Source organism: Halomonas elongata (assembly GCF_029081005.1).
Classification (GTDB): Bacteria; Pseudomonadota; Gammaproteobacteria; order Pseudomonadales; family Halomonadaceae; genus Halomonas; species Halomonas elongata_B.
Genome location: NZ_JAJQTQ010000036.1, coordinates 14,942 through 34,633, shown reverse-complemented (window position 1 = coordinate 34,633; position 19,692 = coordinate 14,942). Strand labels below are relative to the sequence as shown.

General features: G+C 62.5%; 17 protein-coding genes. 6 read left to right on the top strand and 11 right to left on the bottom strand.

Annotated features, from left to right (window positions below):
• Positions 1-92 precede the first annotated feature (92 nt).
• Both modB and modC read left to right on the top strand, forming a co-directional pair.
• Positions 93-788 (top strand): molybdate ABC transporter permease subunit, encoded by a 696-nt coding sequence (gene modB, locus LU493_RS18070; protein ID WP_275289202.1) that lies wholly within the window; start codon positions 93-95, stop codon positions 786-788.
• A complete protein-coding gene (gene modC / locus LU493_RS18065; RefSeq protein WP_275289201.1) occupies positions 785-1,882 on the top strand; it encodes a molybdenum ABC transporter ATP-binding protein in 1,098 nt (365 codons plus the stop codon). The genes modB and modC overlap by 4 nt, the downstream gene beginning before the upstream one ends.
• 127 nt (positions 1,883-2,009) lie before the next feature.
• Here modC and LU493_RS18060 read toward each other — a convergent pair whose 3' ends face one another.
• Positions 2,010-4,097: a S9 family peptidase gene (locus LU493_RS18060; RefSeq protein WP_275289200.1), complete on the bottom strand. Its 2,088-nt coding sequence runs from the start codon at positions 4,095-4,097 to the stop codon at positions 2,010-2,012.
• A 230-nt stretch (positions 4,098-4,327) separates the two neighbouring features.
• Between LU493_RS18060 and LU493_RS18055 the strand changes: the two genes are divergently transcribed.
• The 3 genes from LU493_RS18055 to LU493_RS18045 all read left to right on the top strand — a co-directional run bounded on the left by LU493_RS18055 (position 4,328) and on the right by LU493_RS18045 (position 6,939).
• A complete protein-coding gene (locus tag LU493_RS18055; protein WP_275289199.1) occupies positions 4,328-4,780 on the top strand; it encodes a hypothetical protein in 453 nt (150 codons plus the stop codon).
• Positions 4,781-4,789: 9 nt separating this feature from the next.
• Positions 4,790-6,625, top strand: coding sequence for a vWA domain-containing protein (locus tag LU493_RS18050; RefSeq protein ID WP_275289198.1), 1,836 nt, complete (start codon positions 4,790-4,792; stop codon positions 6,623-6,625).
• Between the two features lie 170 nt (positions 6,626-6,795).
• Complete coding sequence (locus tag LU493_RS18045) at positions 6,796-6,939, top strand: hypothetical protein (RefSeq protein WP_275289197.1); 144 nt, start codon at positions 6,796-6,798, stop codon at positions 6,937-6,939.
• A 10-nt stretch (positions 6,940-6,949) separates the two neighbouring features.
• Here LU493_RS18045 and LU493_RS18040 read toward each other — a convergent pair whose 3' ends face one another.
• The 7 genes from LU493_RS18040 to LU493_RS18010 are packed head-to-tail and all read right to left on the bottom strand — an operon-like array spanning position 6,950 to position 16,112.
• Positions 6,950-7,894: a pyocin knob domain-containing protein gene (locus LU493_RS18040; RefSeq protein ID WP_275289196.1), complete on the bottom strand. Its 945-nt coding sequence runs from the start codon at positions 7,892-7,894 to the stop codon at positions 6,950-6,952.
• Positions 7,895-8,275 (bottom strand): hypothetical protein, encoded by a 381-nt coding sequence (locus tag LU493_RS18035; RefSeq protein ID WP_275289195.1) that lies wholly within the window; start codon positions 8,273-8,275, stop codon positions 7,895-7,897.
• On the bottom strand, positions 8,268-8,708 hold the full coding sequence (locus LU493_RS18030) for a hypothetical protein (RefSeq protein WP_275289194.1): 441 nt from the start codon (positions 8,706-8,708) through the stop codon (positions 8,268-8,270). The genes LU493_RS18035 and LU493_RS18030 overlap by 8 nt, the downstream gene beginning before the upstream one ends.
• Complete coding sequence (locus tag LU493_RS18025; protein WP_275289193.1) at positions 8,705-14,614, bottom strand: host specificity factor TipJ family phage tail protein; 5,910 nt, start codon at positions 14,612-14,614, stop codon at positions 8,705-8,707. Before LU493_RS18025 ends, LU493_RS18030 begins: the two co-directional genes overlap by 4 nt.
• Positions 14,602-14,985, bottom strand: coding sequence for an NlpC/P60 family protein (locus tag LU493_RS18020; RefSeq protein WP_275289192.1), 384 nt, complete (start codon positions 14,983-14,985; stop codon positions 14,602-14,604). The genes LU493_RS18025 and LU493_RS18020 overlap by 13 nt, the downstream gene beginning before the upstream one ends.
• Positions 14,986-14,993: 8 nt before the next feature.
• Positions 14,994-15,617: a hypothetical protein gene (locus LU493_RS18015; protein ID WP_275289191.1), complete on the bottom strand. Its 624-nt coding sequence runs from the start codon at positions 15,615-15,617 to the stop codon at positions 14,994-14,996.
• Between the two features lie 9 nt (positions 15,618-15,626).
• Positions 15,627-16,112 (bottom strand): DUF1833 family protein, encoded by a 486-nt coding sequence (locus LU493_RS18010; protein WP_275289190.1) that lies wholly within the window; start codon positions 16,110-16,112, stop codon positions 15,627-15,629.
• A 132-nt stretch (positions 16,113-16,244) separates the two neighbouring features.
• Between LU493_RS18010 and LU493_RS18005 the strand changes: the two genes are divergently transcribed.
• Entirely contained in the window at positions 16,245-16,451 is a 207-nt protein-coding gene (locus LU493_RS18005) for a hypothetical protein (protein ID WP_275289189.1), read from the top strand.
• 12 nt (positions 16,452-16,463) lie between these two features.
• Here the strand turns inward: LU493_RS18005 and LU493_RS18000 are convergent, their stop codons facing one another.
• Genes LU493_RS18000 through LU493_RS17990 form a run of 3 tightly spaced genes read right to left on the bottom strand, consistent with a single transcriptional unit; the run spans position 16,464 to position 19,645 of the window.
• Positions 16,464-16,700, bottom strand: a complete 237-nt coding sequence (locus tag LU493_RS18000; RefSeq protein ID WP_275289188.1) for a hypothetical protein — start codon at positions 16,698-16,700, stop codon at positions 16,464-16,466.
• Between the two features lie 59 nt (positions 16,701-16,759).
• Positions 16,760-17,122, bottom strand: coding sequence for a hypothetical protein (locus LU493_RS17995; protein ID WP_275289187.1), 363 nt, complete (start codon positions 17,120-17,122; stop codon positions 16,760-16,762).
• Positions 17,123-17,131: 9 nt separating this feature from the next.
• Positions 17,132-19,645 (bottom strand): phage tail length tape measure family protein, encoded by a 2,514-nt coding sequence (locus LU493_RS17990; protein ID WP_275289186.1) that lies wholly within the window; start codon positions 19,643-19,645, stop codon positions 17,132-17,134.
• Positions 19,646-19,692 lie beyond the last annotated feature (47 nt).

Genomic DNA, 19,692 nt, shown 5'->3' with positions numbered 1-19,692 from the left:
CCAGCTTCCAGCTTCCAGCTTCCAGCTTCCAGCTTCCAGCTTCCAGCTTCCAGCTTCCAGCTTCCAGCTTCCAGCTCAGTTAGAGGTAACCCATGCTGACCGATGCCGAAATCGAGGCCATCTTGATCAGCCTGCGGGTCGCGAGTGTCGCTGTGGCCTGGATTCTGATTCCCGGCATTGCCGTGGCCTGGCTGATGGCGCGACGCGAGTTTCGCGGCAAGGCATTGCTCGATGGGCTACTGCATCTGCCGCTGGTTCTGCCGCCGGTGGTGGTGGGTTACCTGCTGCTGTTGTCACTGGGTAGCCAGGGCGTGCTGGGGCAGTGGCTGCAGGCGTGGTGGGGCGTTCGCCTGCCCTTCACCTGGCAGGGTGCCGCCGTGGCCGGTGGCGTCATGGCCTTTCCACTGCTGGTGCGTGCCCTGCGACTTTCCCTCGAGGCGGTCGATCCGCGCCTGGAGGCGGCGGCCAGCACCCTGGGCGCCGGGCGCTGGCGAGTCTTCGCGACCATTACCCTGCCGTTGACGCTGCCGGGTCTGCTGACCGGCACCGTACTGGCGTTTGCCCGGGCGCTCTCGGAGTTCGGCGCCACCATCACCTTCGCCTCGAATATTCCCGGCGAGACTCGCACCCTGCCGCTGGCGCTCTATTCGTTGATCCAGACGCCCGGTGGTGAGGCGGCGGCGGCGCGGCTATGCGCCTTGTCGGTCGTGATCGCGATGGTATCGCTGGTGGCCTCCGAGTGGCTGGCAAGACGAGCGCGAGCGCGGCTACGGGGGCGGGACACATGAGCCACGGCAGCGGTCTTGTCCTGGATGTGAAGCATCGACTCGGCCAGTTCTCTCTGGAGGCCGAGCTGGCACTGCCCGGGCGCGGCGTGACGGCGCTGTTCGGCGTGTCCGGCAGCGGCAAGACGAGTCTGCTGCGCTTGATTGCGGGGCTCGACAGGCCGCAATGCGGCCGCATAGCCCTGGATGGCACTCCCTTGGTGGATACCGCCTCGCGTATCTTTGTACCGGCCCATCGTCGACGGCTCGGGGTGGTCTTCCAGGAGGCCCGATTGTTTCCGCACTACCGGGTGCATGGCAACCTGACCTACGGCATGCCGGCACGCATGGCATCGCGCTTCGAGGCCGTCGTCGGCCTGTTGGGCATCGATCATCTGCTGGCGCGCTACCCGGCTACGCTGTCCGGTGGCGAGGCGCGCCGCGTCGCCATCGGGCGGGCCCTGCTCAGCGATCCACGCCTGCTGTTGATGGACGAGCCGCTGACCGGTCTGGACGGGGCGCGAAAGGGGGAGTTGTTGCGCTACATCCAGCGCCTGGCCGGTGAGGTCGATATCCCCATTGTCTATGTCAGCCATGAGCCCGCCGAACTGATCGAAATCGCCGATACGCTTGTCCTGATGGAAGAGGGGCGGGTACGTGCTCAAGGCGAACTGGATGAACTGATGGAACGGTGTGACCTCACCGGGGCGCTGGGGGGCTTCGATGCCGCCATGCCCCTCGAGGCGAACGTCCAGGCTCATGATGAAGCCTATGGGCTGACTCGGCTGCGCCTCGATGATGGCCAGGCGCTGACCGTGCCCGGCATCGCGGCCTCGACAGGGCGGCGGGTGAGGCTGCGGGTGCCGGTGCGCGAGGTAGCACTGGCCCTGGCACCCAGCGCCGAGCTCAGTTACCGCAACCAGTTGGTGACGGTCATCGAGCAGGCCTGGGCACCTCCCGGCGACGCCGCCACCATGGAGCTTCGCCTGCGCCTGGGAGGACAGACGCTGCGTGCCCGCCTGACTCGCAAGTCCTACGACGAACTCGGCCTCGCCGTCGGCCAGGAGGTAACCGCGCTGGTCCGCACGGTCGCCTTCGCCCAGAGCTTGAAGTCGTAAGCTTGAAGCTGGAAGAAAACTCGACCGGACTTCGTCCGGAGCCTGAAGTCATAAGCTTGAAGCTGGAAGAAAAAACCTTGACCCCATGCCGTCGGGGTTCATGCTGCCTTCCAGCTTCCAGCTCGCGTCAGGCCTTGCCCAGCGCCCAGAGAATGAAGGCGTCTTCCCGTGCGTGGTCGTGCCAGGCCTTGAACCGCCCGGAGGCGCCGCCGTGGCCGGCGTCCATGTCGGTACGCAGCAGAGGCGGGGGCGTATTGCCGGGACCGGCCAGTTCACCGAGGCGGGCGTAGAGCTTGGCCGGTTCCCAGTAGGCGACCCGGGTGTCGTGCCAGCTGCCCTGGAGGAAGACCGGCGGCCAGGGGCGGTCGGGCAGGTTGTCCAGTGGCGAGTAGGCCTGGATGCGTTGTCGCACGGTCGGATCGCGAGGGTCGCCCCATTCACTGTACTCGGCGGTGGTCAGCGGCAGTTCGGGATTCTGCATGGTGCGCAGGACATCGACGAAGGGCACGTCGAGTACCGCCGCGCGAAAGCGCTCGGGCGACAGGTTGAGACTGGCGCCGACCAGCAGTCCGCCGGCGCTGGCGCCATGGGCGACAATGCGTTCGCCATCGCTGACGCCCTGCGCGACCAGGGCATCCCGGGCAGCGAGGAAGTCCTGGAAGCTGTTGGTCTTGTGTTCGAGCTTGCCGGCCAGGTACCAGGGCTCGCCGCGTTCGCCGCCGCCGCGTACATGGGCGACGGCGAAGGCCACGCCCCGGGCCAGCAGCTCCAGGCGTGCCACCGAGAACCAGGCATCGAGCACCTCGCCGTAGGCGCCGTAGCCGTAGAGCAGCGTCGGTAGCGGGTGTCCGACCCGGTCGGCGCGCATCACCACCGAGACCGGAATGCACTCGCCATCGTGGGAATGCGCCCAAAGGCGCTGACAGGCCAGTTGCTCGGGGGGCAGGTCGCCGTGTACGGCCTGGCGCTTGAGCAGGCGGCGCTGGCCGCTATCCAGGTCGAGGTCCGTCCAGCTTGGTGGCTGGGTGAAGGATTCCTCGCGTAGCCTGAGACGGCGGGTGTCGAAATGGGGCGTGGCATCCAGCATCAGGCTGCAGGGTGTCTCGCTCAACGGTAGCCAGGTGTCTCGCTGCCGGGTATGGGCCGCGTCGCACTCGATCACGCGCAGCCTGACCTGGGCCTCGTGATGGTCGCGTTCGGTAAGCACCAGCCCCCAGGAAAAGGTATCGACCCCCTCCAGGGTAGTGTCGTCGCGGTGTTCGATCAGCGTCTCGCCCTGCATGTCGGGTGCGCTTTCATCGAGTCGGTCGAGACGGAAGTGGGGCGCGTTGCGGTTGTGCAGCACATAGAAGTGGCCGGGGCGGTGATCGATGGCATATTCGACGCCGGCTTCACGGGGACGGAACCGCCATGGCGTGTCCGTCGGGGATCGGGCGGGAACCAGGTGGGTCTCGCTGGTGTCCTTGGAGGCGGACTCGAGTACCAGCCACTCCCGAGAGCGTGTCTTGCCCAGGCCGAGCCAGAACTCCGGATCCGCTTCACGCAGCATCAGCGTCTCGCGGCCGGCGCTTGGCGAGGACGTGTCGAGATGCAATGGCAGTCGCCAGATGCTTTCCGGGCGCTGGGTGGCGTCGAAGCGCGTGAACAGCAGGGTCGTGCCGTCCTCTGCCCAGCAGAGTTCGGGGCCGATGTCGTCGAGCAGTCGTGTCGGTTCGCCATCGGGCAAGTGCCGTAGCCAGAGGCAGAAGACCTCGTCGCCCTGGGTGTCTTCGGTCCAGGCCAGCCAGGTTTCGTCGGGAGAGAGCGCCATGTCGCCGATCTCGAAGAAGACGCTGTCGTGAGCCCTGGCCTGAATGTCCAGAAAGGGTTCGGCGTCTTCTGGCGCATTGTTGGGGTGGCGCCACCAGACCGGGTGGTCGGCGTCCGCCGCCGTTTCGCTCCATACCGTGAAATGGTCCAGCGGTGTCGGCAGGCCGTGGACGGCCAGCTCGCGACGTGCGAGGTGGCCATGGTAGAGCCGCTCGGTGAGGTCCTGCAGTGGAGAGAACCAGCGGCGGGCCTCATCGTTGGCGGCCTCGAGAAAGGCCTTTACCTCGGGGTCGTCGCGCTGCTCCAGCCAGTGCCAGTCGGGGTCGTCGGGACGCCGAAAGCGTTGAACGGGGCGGGAGGTATCGTCGGTATCGGCGTTTCGGTCATGCGGCGGCTGTGCTTTCATGCTGCGGGATGTACCATACTCGGAGTGAATTCAATAAGGTGCGTCACCGTGGATCTTAGGAAACACTGCTTAAATGCCTGCGCATGCAAATCGCTGCGTTGCGCGGTGCTCGAAAGCTCGCCTAACTACTAGTTATGTCTCGCTTTCTGTGCTCCGTGCGCCTTGCGCTTCACTATGCTCGGCGATTTATTCAGCGTTTCCCTTACTGTACATAGATTGATGAGGTATCGATGCTGATTTCGGATTCTATTCCCCTACTATGGCTGAGCTACGCCGTATTGTCGCTGGTGGTGCTCGGCACGGGCTACATGGGGCTGGCGTTTCTGCCGCGCTTGCCTCGGTTGGTGATCACCTGGGCCGTGGCCGGCGTGATGTGGGTGCCGTCCAGTTTCAGTACGCCGCTGAACGACGCGGGCGATGCCTATACCGGCATGGCACCGGCGGTGGTGGTGGGTGGCCTGGCCTTCCTCGAAAGGGATGGCGGGACCATGGCCTCGGCGCTGTTGCTGGTGGCGGTGGCGGCCGGTCTGGGTGGCTTGCTGGGGTTGTTGCTGTGGCGGCGCGGTCGCGCGTCCGCGCGTCGGGCGGACGGCGAGTCGAGCGGCGAGCAGGCCGAGAAGAAGACGTCGCGTGCCGATCGTCGTCGGGATGATGGGGATCGTCGGGAGCCGGTCGTCGGCTAAGGAACCACTATGGCCAGAGTCGGTTGTCGAGCCTCCACCATCTGCCTCGCGATGTCGCTGTTGGTGAGCTGCCTGTGGTGGGGCGGGGCAGCCCTGGCGCAGGTGCCGGAGCAGCGTCCGGACGTGCGGGTGGTGGTCGATGTTTCCGGCAGCATGAAACGCAATGATCCCGATCAGCTGGCGGCCAGTGCCATGGAACTGCTGGTGTCGCTGTTGCCGGGTGGGGTGAGTGCCGGTGTCTGGACCTTCGGTGAGCGAATCGACAACCCTCTGCCATTGGGTGAAGTGTCCGAACAATGGCGTGAGCGGGCCTTGGCATTGCCGCCCGCACTACGCGATTATCAACAGTACACCGACATCGAGACGGCGCTGGACCAGGCCGCTTCGGCCGAAGCCAACGGCTGGCGACACCTGATCCTGATGACCGATGGGGTCATCGACCTGCCGCCGTCGCAGGGCGCCAAGCCCGGCATCGACGAGGCATCCCGGCAGCGGCTGGTGGAGAGCGTGGCGTCGCGATTCGCCAACCGAGGCGTGGTGGTGCATGCCATTGCCTTTTCCGACGAGGCCGATCTCGCCCTGGTCGAACAACTGGCCCAGCGTACCGGGGGGCTGGCCGCCGTGGCCAAGTCGCCGGAAAGCCTGCTGGGGGCCTTCCTGGACATCATCGAGCGTATCTTCCCGGCCGATCAGGTGCCGCTGGAAGCGGATGATCGCTTTGTCGTCGATTCGAGTGTCGAGAACCTCTCGGCCCTGGTCTTCCACGGTCCCGACGAGGACCCGGTGACGCTGGTGGCGCCGGATGGTACCCGGTACACCGCCGAGACCGCCCCCGACGACATTCGCTGGCAGGTGGAGCCGCACTTCGACCTGATTCGCGTGCCCGATCCCGAGGCGGGTGAGTGGCGACTCGAGGGGCCGGTGGGAGCGAAGAGCCGGGTCAGCGTGACCTCGCCCTGGAGCCTGCGCACCTCGGTGTTGCCGACGACGCTGTATCGCGGCTTTCCGGTGCCGGTGGAAGCCTGGCTCGAGCATGAGGTCGCCGAGACGCCTTTCCCCGATGACCTGCGTATTGCCGTGTCACTGGAAGGGGAGGATGACGAGGTGCTCGCCTCGGTGCAGCTCGATGCCGTGGCCGATGACCGTTTCCGCGGCCAGCTGTCGGCACCGACGCAGACCGGTAATGCCCGCTTGCTGATTCGCGCCCAGGGGGAGGGGTTCGAGCGTCAGCTTGGCCAGGCCGTCAATGTCCTTCCGTCGATCGGTGTGGCGCATGACCCGGCCACCAACCGGCTGGTGCTGGCGGCCGAACATCCCGAGCTCAACCGTGGCAATACCGAGATTCATGGTGACTTCCAGGGACGACGCCTTGAGGCCGAAGCGGTGGGCGAGACCCGGTGGCAACTCCCCTTGCCCGAGGTGGAAGACGATACTCGACAGCCTCTGCGCTTGATCGCGACGGTCACCCTGGATGGTGAAACGCGCGAGTTGGTGCTGCCGACCCTGACCCTCAATCCCGAGAGTCGGGTGGGTATCGACCGGCCCGACATGGCCGGCCCGACGCTGTCCGCCGAGCGTTTCGCGGAGGCGGACGAGGCACCGGCCAGCGATCCGGATGCCAATATCGCCGATCGCTTCGTCGAGTGGGTCAATGCCGTGCCAGACCGCCTGCACGATGGCTGGCAAGCCGGTTGGCCCGGCGTGGAACGTGCCGTCGCGAAGCATGGCAAGGATCCGCGACTGTGGATTGCCATCGGGGCGCTGCTGCTGTTGTGGCTGTTGTCCGCGGGATGGCGTCGTCGTCGCCGGTCACGGGACAACGCGAGGGAAGAGCCGCATGTGTGAGCCCACGATAATTTCAAATAATCCTTAACAATCAGACTGATGGGCTTATAAACGCGTCTCACAAGCACGCCGAGTGGTGGCGAGTAAGGCGTTGTTTTTGCTCATTCGGCGTCACTGGCGTGAGACGCGCTATGCTGGGCATAAGCAGGTGGTATTCAGGAGAGAAGCCCATGCCCCAGCCCCACACATACCCACCCCGCACCCTGACGCCCGAGCAGATCGTCGAGCAGCTCCGGCAGCGGCCATATGATCGAGCAAGCCGTGAGGCCGCCGACCTGATCGAGCAACTGCTAGCCGAGAGTGGGCCGCTGTAAGAGATCGGCGTCAGGGCTCGACCGGCCCTTCCGGGTCCTCCGGCTCCGGCATCTCGAGGCGCAGGTCGAGCCAGCGTCCATCGGGGATGTCGGCGGGGTCACCAGGCACGATCGATGCAGTGCTAGCATCGAACTGGCGGTTGAATGTACGCACCGTGAGGACGTTCGTATCGGCGTCCCACGACGTCTGCGCCATGATCATGTGTTGTCCGGTGCCTGGCTCCTGGGGCAGCTCGATCTGCCAGCCCTCGGCAGCCAGCCCAAGCGAGCCGGAAACCTCATAGACGCCGGTACCCACATGCTCGGCGGTGACACCCTGGGCTTCGACATTCGCCATGCCGGCACCGGCAGCACTAAACCCCTGCCCCTGGGATGTGGATGGCAGATTGGCGAGGCGGAATATCGGGCTCGCCTCTTTTATGAATCCGTTGGAATCGACAGTTGTGTTACTCTGCCCCCAGCTAGCAATCCATCCGCTGCGCCACGTCCCAAGATTTCCGCTGAATGATCTAATATACTCATCCCCGGTCTGGACCTCTCTATAAACTAAAATTGTATTGTTGGGATCAAATTGCAGTACGGTCACTGTGCCAGAGCCCGATCCTGGCCTGTTAGCTACCAAAGCGGTTACCCGATACACGCCTGAATAAATTGAATTCGGATTACTATCCAGGTCTGATAGCGGGTAATCTGGCTGCACGGTACCGCCGACACCGTACTTACGCATCTCAACAAGAGATGCCCCAGAGAAGTTCATTGACTCTCGTAATACGGCAGGGTTGCCAACATCCGCGCTTGACAATGTACTAAGCAGAGCCAAGTCACCCAGCGCGCCGGTCTGCCCGACATCAATACCGCCTATCAGCAAGTTGACGAGGACCCGGGCTCGCCTTTCCAGCTCCTCAAGCGTCTCAATAGTATGCTGGTTGGCCTGGTCTACAGTTTCGTATGCCATTTATCGTTCCTCCGGGCATGAAAAAGCCGCTTCGAGGGCGGCTGTGTAGTCGGTGTAAGCGCGGTGCATGTCCGCTGGTGTTTCGGCGTTTCGAATGCGGGTTTTGGCTCGGATGCGGGCGGCTTCTCGCGCCGCCTCGGACTCACACCACTGCAGGCGTGCGGCTATCACGCTGTCGATGACGGATTGCAGCGAGCAGCCCAGGGCGTCGGCTTCGGCACGGAGGATCGGTCCGTCACCTGCCTGGACTTCGGCCCATTTGACCTCGCGCCGGGCGGCGATCAATGACGGGACGTCAGGTGCGGCACGGTCTACGGCATCGAGGTAGTGCGCCCGAGCGGCGGCGCGGTCGGCGTGGCTTTTGATCCTGAGTTTACCCAACGGTCACCTCCATGACTTCATCCCGATAATGGGGATGATGAAGGCCGATGCGGTACGTACCAGGCACGTCGAACTCGATCTCATCATCACCATCTGATTTCATCGTCTGCCTCATCGCACCGATGACGGTGCCGCCCGGCAGCCAGTCGAACCGAACGACCAGGCCGTTGATGCTGTACTCGGGGTTGAATGCGGATCGCGCCACAGCGACCCGCTGATCGAGGTCAATGTAGTGGGTTTCTCCGTCCACGTCCCCCGAGACTTCGACCCAAGACTCGCCATCGCTGCATTGATCATCTGGATAGCTCTTCGGGAGCGATAGGGCCTTCCGGACTTCATCGTCAAGCGGGCATTCCAACAAAGGAACTTCGACAATACGTTCTATCGTCGGAAGCCCTTCCCGGTGTATTGCTATGATTTTCAAGGTGGTCACCTCAAGAACCTAGTTGCATGCATGTATCGCCGACTGACCCTCATACTCGCCGTTGCCCCGCTACCTTGGTAGTGCCGGACTTGCATTCGAACGTTGGCGGTTGAGCTACTTGCGAAAGAGAACGACACCGAGGCTGTACCCTTGTAGCCACCGCTGGAATTGTCGGCGAAACTAGCGACAGCAATCGACGGGAACATTATGTACTCCGAGTCATCGACCAGGAATCTCACGTCAGCGGCAAATGGGCTTGTGTCTCCGGGAGTCTCCTGCACGTCTTCAATAACAAAGCTGGCCGTTATCAGGCATTTTCCAGAACCAGGTGAATTTATGCTAAGGACATTCGTCCATTGGCCGGCATCTAGATCTCCGGTTTGAGAGCCGTTTCTTGATTCCGTGGGCACTGTTACTGAATTTCCGGCCAGCCTCAGCGTGTCAATCTCGCCAACACCAATATCGGCATTTTGAATATTGACGTTCTGGATATTAGCCCACCGAACCGACAGGTTATCAGCATCGATATACTGCGCTTTCACGCGCCCATTGTTATCGACGATGAAATTGCCCGAGCCATCGGTCAGCTTGCCGAACGTCAGCGACGCGATCAGTGCCTCGCGCAGCAGCAGTTGCCCGTTGTCATAGATAAAGCCTAAATCAGCGTTAGCCGGGTCATCCGGGTCGGCAATATAGAGCTGGTCGGCCATGAAGCCAAGCACGGCCTCTCGTCCATCATTGCCAAGGACCATCCCGGCGATTCGATCATTCGCCTGCACTTTGAGCGACCACATTGCATTGATGCGATCCGCCTGGGCGTCGATTTCCGTCTGCGCCTGCTCCTGAACCCCAGCGATGTCCTCGCCGAGCTGCGTCTGCACGGTATCGATACGCTCCGCCATCGCGGCGTCAGAGCGCGATGCCGCGACATTCGTGAAAACCGGATTACCCTGCGTCGTGTTGCGGGCAGAGACGACGATGCGGCCCGATGTGGCGCCGGCTGGCACGGTCATTTGTGTCGGTTTGGTAGTCGCCCACTCGCCGTCCGGGTGTGTTGATATATCGACAGCCTGCACTGTGTCCCACGAAACTAGCGAGCCATCGGCGGAATGCCACTGAACCGATAGCCGCAAATCACCGTCGGGGCTCAGTCGAGACGAATAGTCCATCTTGACGGTGTAAATATCGCCAGGGGCTGCGGGCCGGAACGGGCCCGTCACATGGCGATTCGTCCCCGATGTGTGATTCTGGAATTGCGCGAAATAGCTCGCCGGGGCGTTAGCGAATACCGGACTCGTCCCGCTTGATGCATCAACAATGTTGACGTGGCTGGTGTTATCCCACAGCGACCCATCGCCGGTGCTGAAAGAGCCGTCAGCAATCAGAGATTGATTATCAAGCTCGGCCCGCATCTCTGACCGAACGGTACTCAGGCCGTCGGCTGTAGCGGTCTCGATGTTCTCGAAACGCTGAACGAGATAGTTCTCGCCCTCGCTGAAATTCAGCGACACGACGTCGTCGACGCGGCCATTTACTCCGCCGACGCTACCCTCGACAGTCTCGAATCTGTCGATCAATGCAGAAGACGACGAGAGATCCAGGTTGATGACATCGTCAACGCGGCCGTCGACATTGCTCACGCTGCCCTCGACCGACTGGAATCGCTGAATCAGTGCAGAGTCTGTAGCGAGATTCAGGTTCCGAATATCCTGGATCGAGCCCTGCGCATTACTGACATTGCCCTCGATAGTCTCGAATCGGCTGATCAGCGCCGTGGCAGACGACAGATTGAGCTGACGGATGTCTTGAGCTGCGGCATGCGCGGCGGCGACGCCCGTATCCGGGTCATTGACCGTGCCTTCGAGGGTGCTAAACCGCTCGATCAGCGCGGAATCTGGTGCGAGGTCCAGGTTCTGGATGTCCTGAATCGAGCCTTGGGCGTTGCTGACATCGCCCTCGATGGTCTCAAATCGACTGACCAACGCTGTAGACGACGACAGATTCATCTGCCGAATGTCACGCGCAGCCGCATGAGCCGCCGCCACGCCTGTGTCGGGGTCGTTGACCGTGCCCTCGATGGTTTCGAATCGGCCAATCAGCGCTGACGACGGCGAGAGATTGAGGTTCACGACGTCCTGCACGTCGCCGGACACGTCGTCGACGCTGCCCTCAACGCTCTCAAACCGGTTGATGATCGCCGCGTCCTGGGCGAGATTGAGGTCGACGATGTCTTGCGCGAGGCCGCTGGCATTGCCGGCTTCGCCTTCAATCTCGTTCAGCTTTGTCAGCAGCGCGGAATCTGACGAGATGTCGAGGTTCTCGACGTTCGTCACGCGCCCGTTTACGTCATCGACACTCCCTTCGATCTGTCCGAACCGCGTCAGCAGTGCCGAGCCGGGCGACAGCGTGAGGTTGACGATGTCGTTGATCCGACCGTCGGCGTCCTCGAACTCGCCCTCGAGCAGCTCCTGGCGCTGGAGCAATACGCCGTCCTTGCTGATGCGATTGATCGTCTCGACTGACTGGGATGCGCTGCCGACGGCATTCTGCACCGATGACACCGACGATGTGACAGCCTCAAGAACGCCGTTCAGCTCGTCGATCCGCCGCGTCTCGATGATCGACGCCTCGGCATCGTCGGTGCGCTCCTCGAGCGTCGAGACATCCAGAGCCAAGTTGTTGACCGCGCCCTCGTTCGATTCTGCAAGCGTCTCGACACTGGTGATCCGGTCAACGGCATTACCGACGTTGGTTTCGATGTCGCTGACGTTGCCCTCGATCGTCCCGATGCGGCCCTCGGCATCGGTCAGGTCGCTGCGAATCTGGTCAGCCCGCCCGTCAAGACGACCGACTTCGGTTGTCAGGTCGCTGCGAATCTGATCGGCGCGGTCCTGCACATCGGCAATCGCGCCCGAGTTGGTGCCGATCTGATCGAGCTCGGAGCGCAGTTCATCATCGACCTCGGTGCGGCCGATCTCGCCGGAGATGTTGCTGATGACAGCGGCCGGGTCGTTTTTCGTCGTCGCCTCGACAACCGCAAACTCGGAAACCCGGGAAGCGGTCCACTGCCGGACGTAGTAGTAATAGGTGGTGTCCGGCATCAGGTCGGTATCGACCAGCGTCGTGCCGATGCTCAGTTGCTGTGCGCTGGTCTCGACATCGCCCAGGGCGAGCGGCGCAGACGAGCGGAAAAACTCGAACTGGGCGCCGGCATACAGGCCGTGCGGAATCAACGTGAGCGTGAACGTGCCCCGCTTGACGTCAATGGTCTGCGGCACCTGGACGGCCTGGCCGGTCACTGTCAGTGTTGCGGTCTGCGACCACACGGACGCCGTGCTGCCATTGGTGGCCCGGAGCTGGATCTCGTAATCCTGCTCCTCATCGACATCGCGTAGTGTCAGATTGCCAGTGGCGGTGAACGGCCCGGCATGGTCCCACGCATCCTCGCCGACGATGCGATAACGTGTCTCAATATGCAGATTCGGCAGCCCGACCTGGGCGCTGAACGCATACGCCACCCGGATCAGTGTTGTGAACGAGCCGTCCTGATTCTGCTGGGCCGCTGTCTCGTCGCCGCGCACTGACGTGATCTGCGGGATCGGCGGACGGACACGGTCGGGCGGGATCGGGTTGGTGATGCCCGGGTCAAATGCCGGCGCTGTGCTGTAGTCGTAGATGTCCGGCGCGGCATTGACCAGCGTCAGGTCGGCGCCGAAGTCCTGGTTCGGCTGGATTTTCGAGACCTTGGCATCGATAGACTCTTTGCCCATCACGCCATAAACCACCAGGTCGCCCGGCTCGACATCGATGCTTTCGACGGTGGTGAAGGTGTCGGTCTCGCCGATCTCGGCACCGGTGACCTGCGTCGCGATCAGCTTGGCCTTGCCGGCCGCATCATCGACACCGCGCACCGAGATGCCATAGGCCCGCTGCTCGGTGTACTCCAGGCGCTCGTCGAGCACGACGGTCGTGCCGCTGACCGATTTCACCCGCGCAGTGCCCAGGCCCACCAGAATGGCGTCGTACTGGTACAGCACGCGGTTGCCGCGCACGATGGCCAGGTTCTCCCAGTCCATGGACGCCTTGAACGTCTCGGGACGGAGGATCGCCTGACGCATGTGATACTGGCCGTGATGCCATGCCTCGTCGGCACTGGCCACGCCCTGGAGCTGGAAGTCCTCGAAGCGAGTCGCGTTGCTCTCACCGTAGCCCGGTCGATAGACGATGCGCTCGGCATCGGACCAGGTGTCGGGATCAACGTACTTCACGCGGATGGCGTGCGGCAGATCCTTGTACTGGATGCTCGAGCTAAAACCGCTGGCGTTGCGCGGCGTGATGGCCTGCACGATGGGCGTATTGGGGTCGTCGAAGACAATGCCAAACCGGCCGTCGCGGAAGGCAAACGAGCCCTGGCCGCCGGCGGCAATCGAGCGCGCGCGATCGAGGACCGTCTCATCGCCGTCGTGGACGTGGTGATAATCCAGCCCCTGGTTGTCACAGAACGACGCCCAGTTAGCGATGTCCTCGAGGTGCAGACGGTTGTCGCCGATGGGGTTACCCACCTGCTTGCCGGTCATCGCGTCGATGTAGGCCCAGCCCGGGTTGTTGGTGGCCTGCATGACCCAGTCAGAGCCGTTCCACATGCGCAGCACGGCCTGGGTGCGGATGCGGAGCTGGTCGATAACGCCATTGAGCTGGTCCGTGGCGCGGATGCGCAGCGCAATGAGTACATGGTCGCCGGTGTAGGCCGGACCTTCCTGCGCGGAACGCAGCACCGCCCATGTGCTGTCGGTCTGCGGGGAGTTGTCATCGCGCAGATACGTCGCGAGACGGGTCAGCTCGACATCGTACTGTCCCGCCGGCACGGTCCAGCGACGGTTGACGCGTTTGGTCTCTTTGGTGTGGTCCTCGATCACCCAGTTGTCATCAAGCGTGGTCCACTGGGACGTACCGCTCTCGCGATAGCGAATGGAGTATTTGACGCGGCAGCCGCGCGTCTTGCCGTTATCGGTCGTCACCCACAGGCCCGCCCGAAACGTCAGGTCCATGCTGATTTCGCGGGTGTTCGGCGCGGTGGTGCGCACCACGGGTGGCACATCGTCGGCTACCCACTCATGCTCGCGCACCTCGCCGGTCTGGTTGAGCGCGACACCGACCTGTTCCTCGGCGATGTCCGGTGTCATCAGCGAGAGTTGGTCGGGCGTGCCGATCTCCCACTCGACATCCTCGTACTCATCAAGGCTCGTCTCGCCGATAGTGATGTTGTCACCGACACTGGCATTGCGGAGCACACTGTGCCCGGCACCAACACGATTCCCGGCCACTTCAAGCGGCCCATAACCCAGCACCAGCAACATGCGCATGTACTGATCGTTGCCAGCGATCTCGGTCACCGGATTGGCAGCGAGCTTGGGATACCAGCGCGGGTTGCCGTAAACACGCGGCACGACGCCATATTTGTCGATCTGGTTGCGCGTGCCGGTGATGGAGTTGCGGACGTTGGGCTGCGTCGGCGACTGTTGGCTCGGCATCTCCGGCGGAACGAGGGCGTTCACCGCCAAAGAGCCCACCATGGTCAGGCCAGCCGTCACCGCCGTGACGCCGCCGGTGATGCCGCCCACGCCGATAGCGCCGGCCACAATAGGCGCAGCCCACCCAGCCACCAGCGCTACACCGATCATCGCGATGGCACGGCCAATACCATCATCCTCGGGCGTGCCGGTGATCAGCACCTGCGCCTCGGCGGGCAGCGGCTCGGCCCAACGCTCGCGTGGAATGACCTCACCGTCGATCTGCGCCCGCACGCTTTCCGGCATGTCGTCGCCCAGGACAGCAGACAGACTCATTCCATCGGGAATCTCGGCGGTGTAGAGGTCAGAGCGAACCGGGCTCGGGCGAGCAACTAGCTGGACCATCGATAGAATCCTTCCAGGCGGTCGCGCCACTGAGCGGCGCGGTAACTCTCGATACAGGCGTCTTTGTGCCGCGTGGTGTGCAGCATCAGGTCGGGGGCGATAACGAGGCCGATGTGGTTGGGCTTGCCGTCGACGTTGAACATCGCCACGTCCCACGGCTCGGGGGCGGCGACCTCGCGCCATTCGGAGCGGGCGAAGACCATCAGCCGTGATGTCTCGTCGGTCAGCGTGTCGGCGTAGCCGGTGTGCAGCGGAAGCTCGATGCCGAGGTGGTCGGCGTACACGCGGCGCACAATGCCCCAGCAGTCATAGCGCGGCCCTCGGCCCCCCGACTCGAACGGCAGGCCGATGTACTCGGTGACGTCGATCATGGCGGGCCTCACTTCGGCGGGCAGAGGGAAGCCGCCTCTTCTGGCGTCACGCCCTTAGCGATCATCCGATTCGCCATCGTGTATGCAGAACTGCTCTTGCGCCCGTAGAACTCATAGAGTGTCTGCGTTTTCCCGTCGATGGTGATGCGCACGTTGTTGCGTCGATTTCGAGCTTGCTCAGCAGGAGTCGCCCAGCGACAGTTCTCTGGGCAGTAATCGCCGTTAACGTTGATGCGGTCGAGGGAATGCCGGGGAGAGGGCTTTGGCCCCATGTCTTGCAGGAAATTGTCGAACGACATCCACCGCTCGCAAATACGAATACCTCTGCCGCCATAGTACGCATATGCCTTGTTAGTGGGGCATAGGCACCTATCCCGCGCCCCTTGCCACGAATTGAACTCAGGGGTTCGCGTCTTTCCGTGGTGGGTATGCGCCTGACGACGATTCTTCGTAGACTGACATCCGCAGTGATTAATCCGCTTCAGCTTGATATTGGCTGCTACTGCGTAGAAAAGCTCTCCGCAATCGCATCGGCATTCCCACATAAACTGGTCTCTGTGGTTTTTGCCAACACGCTTCAGGGCAGTTGCGCTATCCATCCGAAATCCTGAGAGATCAATAGGCTTGGCCATGCCTCACTCCTATCTAAATAAGCCAGGAGAAGTACCTGGGCTTAGGATGTCTTGTGTTGCTGGGCTATTGAGAACGTCAAACGCGTGGCTGATCTGGAGCGACGCCGTCTCGGTGTTGATGTCGGCGCTCATCAGGTACATGCCCGGGATGTGCATCTCGCGGGTGACGGTGCCCTGCTTCCAGCGCACGACCTGGATGTCGACGCCAGCGAGTGACTGGATGGTGCGCAGCGCCTCGGTCAGCCGGCGGTCCACGTTGCTCACCTCGACGGTGGCCACCGCCTCGCGTTCCTCGTCCTCGGCAGGCGGCGTGAAGCGGAACGGAAAACCCTCGTAGAGCTGGCCGTCGTAGGTGATGGCCTCGGTGTTGTTCACTAGGCGGATAGGCTCGGAGAGGTTCGGATGCGTGAACGTCAGCAGAGCGAACACAGCCGCGTCGGTGTGCTGCGCGAACATGTCACGCAGCCCCTCGGCGCTGATCTGGCGGATGGACATAGGGGCTCCAGACACAAAAAGCCCCGCTCGAGGCGGGGCATGGATAGGCGTTCAGGCTGGGTAAATGCTCAGTTGATGGCCACGCTACACCAGGCGAGGCTCAGGGCTCACACATCGCTAATGGAGTGAGATATGGCCGATTTTGAACGAGACGGCTGGAAAATGATTGACCTCACAATCCAGCACCATGGCAAGCAGAGGAAGGTCAGAGCGCTCATGAAGAAAGGTGACGACACCGTCACCCCTTCATTCGATGCTCCGAGCAATCTTGAGGGTATGAAGGTCTCAGAGCTTGCCGAGATGGCATGGAAAGAAAAAACGCGCCTATCTTCAAGCTGAGCCATCGCCCGGCTACGCGCCGGGCATCTTCCGGGCCAGCTCCTCTACCCGGCATTCCAGGTCATCAACCCGCATTACTGCTGAACATGCCTGATCACTGAGTTCGCAACTCAATGCCTGCACCTTCTCTTCCAGTGCGGCGACCCGATCCTCGCGGAGCTTCTGTGCTAACTCACCAGCTTCGACAGCCTGCTGAATCTTTTCGAAGCGCTCCCGCAGCGCCAGGTCTTTGTCTGCTCGTTCGCTCATATGTCACCTCATGGGCAATAAAAAACCCGCCGAAGCGGGTTGTGGTGGTTGTGTTCGCCTTACGGCTGGATCTCGATGGTCATGGAGAGGCGCCAGTAGCTCGCGCCACTTCCGATAGGAGATAGCTGATAGGGCTCGTCGCCGATGATCATCACTGACTGGATGGTCTCAGTGCGCGGGTTTGGCCAGTCGAAGGGCAGGGCGCCGGCGCCGATGTCGGCGTCGAACCAATCTTCGAACGTGTCTGCCTGCGCATTGGTCAGGTTGTACGCCACCGGGATGGTGCGTGTGCTGGCTGTGGAGCGTCGCCGCGTCTTGGGCGGGCCGACGGCCATCTGAGAGCGGAGTACCTGGCTGGCCGGTGTCTCGGTATAGTCCGACGCCAGCGGTCGCTGAGGCAGCGATGCGGGCCATGTGGGCATGGTTCCTCCTTATCCGGTGGATTGGCGGCGTGCGCCGAAGCGGCGCATAGGGCGGTCCATCTCGCCACTGGAGAACATGCTGTGGACGGTGCCCCTGACTTTCCGCTCGATGTAGAGATCGAGCTGCCGAGTGCCGTCGGATCGGCGAGATTCCTGCTGGGATACCTGGGCATCGCCATCGGTGTGCACGTTGACGAAGACGCCGGGGCTGGCGGTCGCCCCAGACGACGGCCCGACATACCCACCATTGGCATAGCCCTTGTTCAGCCGCTCGAGCATGGGGCGAACACCAGGGTTATCGACCACGGACTTTTTCACCACGAACTCGCCGCCGTGAACAATGCCTTTGGGCTCGTACTTGCCGCCGTCGCCGGTGTAGCCGCCTTCGGACATGCCGGGGTAGAGGCTTCCAACTGTCCCGCCGGTATAGGTGCCGCCGCCTCCGCCGCCACCCATGAGGCCGTTAAACAAGCCGCCCCAACTGAATCCATCGAGGGCACCGGAAATGGCCTCCTCGGCAGGCTCCGTGATCGATCGACGAATGAGGATACGCTGGATGTCCTCGAAGATGCCCTGGAGGACGCCGCGAAAGTTCTCGCCCTCTATAACGGCATCCTCGAAGGCTGAGGTGAACGTCAGGCCGAGTTCTCGAGCTGAATCGCTCACCTTGTCTATATCGGACGTGTTGCCATCGAAGCCGTATGCCTCCTGCCAGGTCTTATCGCTGCGCATCGACTCGTTGAGACGTTCGTTGGCCTCGATGTAGCGCTCGATGGTGATCTTGCCCTGCATGAGGGCTGTCTGGAGCAGGATTTGATCCTGGCGGAAGTCGCGCTGGGCTTGTTGTACAGGGAAAAGCCGGTCCTGAAGGGAGCGAAGGCTGGCGTTGTACTTCTCGATGGATCGCTGACGCTCACGGGCGGCTTTCTCGGCCTCGCGGGCGGCTTCTCGGGCAGCCTTTTCGTTGGCTTTGTAAGCCTCGGTGGATTCGACGACGCTCTGTCGCTCGTCCTGCCAGGCTTGAATGGCACCTTGAATCTCCTCCCGACGGTCCGCCGACTCGGTGCTGGCCAGCTCCTTACGGAGAGTGGCTATGTTCTCGTCGATCTCGGCGATGCGCTGCTTTTTGGTCTGTTGGGCCTCGAGCAGCTCGTCGATCTTTTCGTCGTGCTTGATGCGTTCCTGAACGGCCTCGTTTTGATCTTTTTGAGCGTCGGCACTGGCTTGCTCCTGAGCCAGCAAGCCGATTTTGATGGCCAGCTCCTGCTTCAACCTAGCCAAAGCCGCTCGTGATCGCGACTCCCCGCCTGCGTTGCTGAACCGACCCTCTGCCAAAGACTCCTCAATCCGAGCAATCTCCCCTTGGATGCGAGACACCTCCTGCTGGAGGGTATCGTCACGCCCAACGTTCAATAGGCCGTCCCACATCTCCTTGGCCGCACCGGCAACACCTCGGGCTGCCTCCTCAATCCATCCAAGGTTGTCGGAGACGTCTGAGGCGCGGTCGCGCATCGTGTCGGCGTACTCGTTCATCGCGACACGCTGGGCTTCCATTTCGCGACCGCTATCGGCCAGGGCGCGGATGTTCTCGTAGGTTTCGACGGTCAGGAAGCTGTACTGCTCGTTGAGCTCGGCAATGGCATCGACGGGATCGTCGGCGATCTTGCCGAATTGCTCGACGGTCTTGTCGATGGCCTGACCGGTAGCGTTCTCCATCAGAATGGCGGTGCGCGTGACGGTCTCGAACTGCTCGGCAGTGAACTTTCCGGACTTGACCACTTGATTGAGCGCGGCGGCCGCACGGTTCTGTGTTGTGCTGGCCAGGTTGTCCATCTGAGCGGCCAACGTCATCAGTTCGTCGGTTGTGGCACCGGATTGCTGCCCGGTCATGGTCAGCGTCTTGTTGAACTGCTGCGCTTCATCACGGCCTGACTCGAATGCCACGACAAAAGCGCCTACAGAGCCAGCCGCAATCGTCAGCGGGTTGATCAGGCCGGCAATGTATCCTGCCATACCGCGAAGGGCAGGGCCGATACCGCCGAAGATGTCCTTGAGCTGGCCACCTTGCTGCAGGAAGACCTGCATCACCGGCTGCCCGGAGGCGAGCGACGTGAAGATGTCGGTGAATTGCATGGGCAATTGGCGCTGTGCCTGATGCAGTTGCTTGGCAGACAGCCCGGCCCGGTTGTAGCTCCCGCGCACGCCATCCATCTGACGCCTGACGCGCTCCACGCTTTGCTCGTACCGCTCAGCCTGAACGGGCTGGAACAGACCTTTTTGCCCGCTGCGCACCTGATTCTGCACCTGCTGCATGCGCTGGAGAGCACCGCGAGTGCTGTTGACGTTGCGGGTCAACACGCTGGCCTGGCTGGCCTGCTGGCTCATAGCAGCCGATACGCCGCCGGTCGTCGCCGTGACCCGGACGCCGGCATCTTCCAGCGCCTGGAGGGCGCGGCGCACGTCCTGAGCTTTCTGCTCGGCAGTGCGCGAGTCGATGACGATGCTGAGGCGGGATTCGGCCATGCTCAAACTCCAGGCACAAAAAAGGCCCGCCGTGGCGAGCCTAGAAA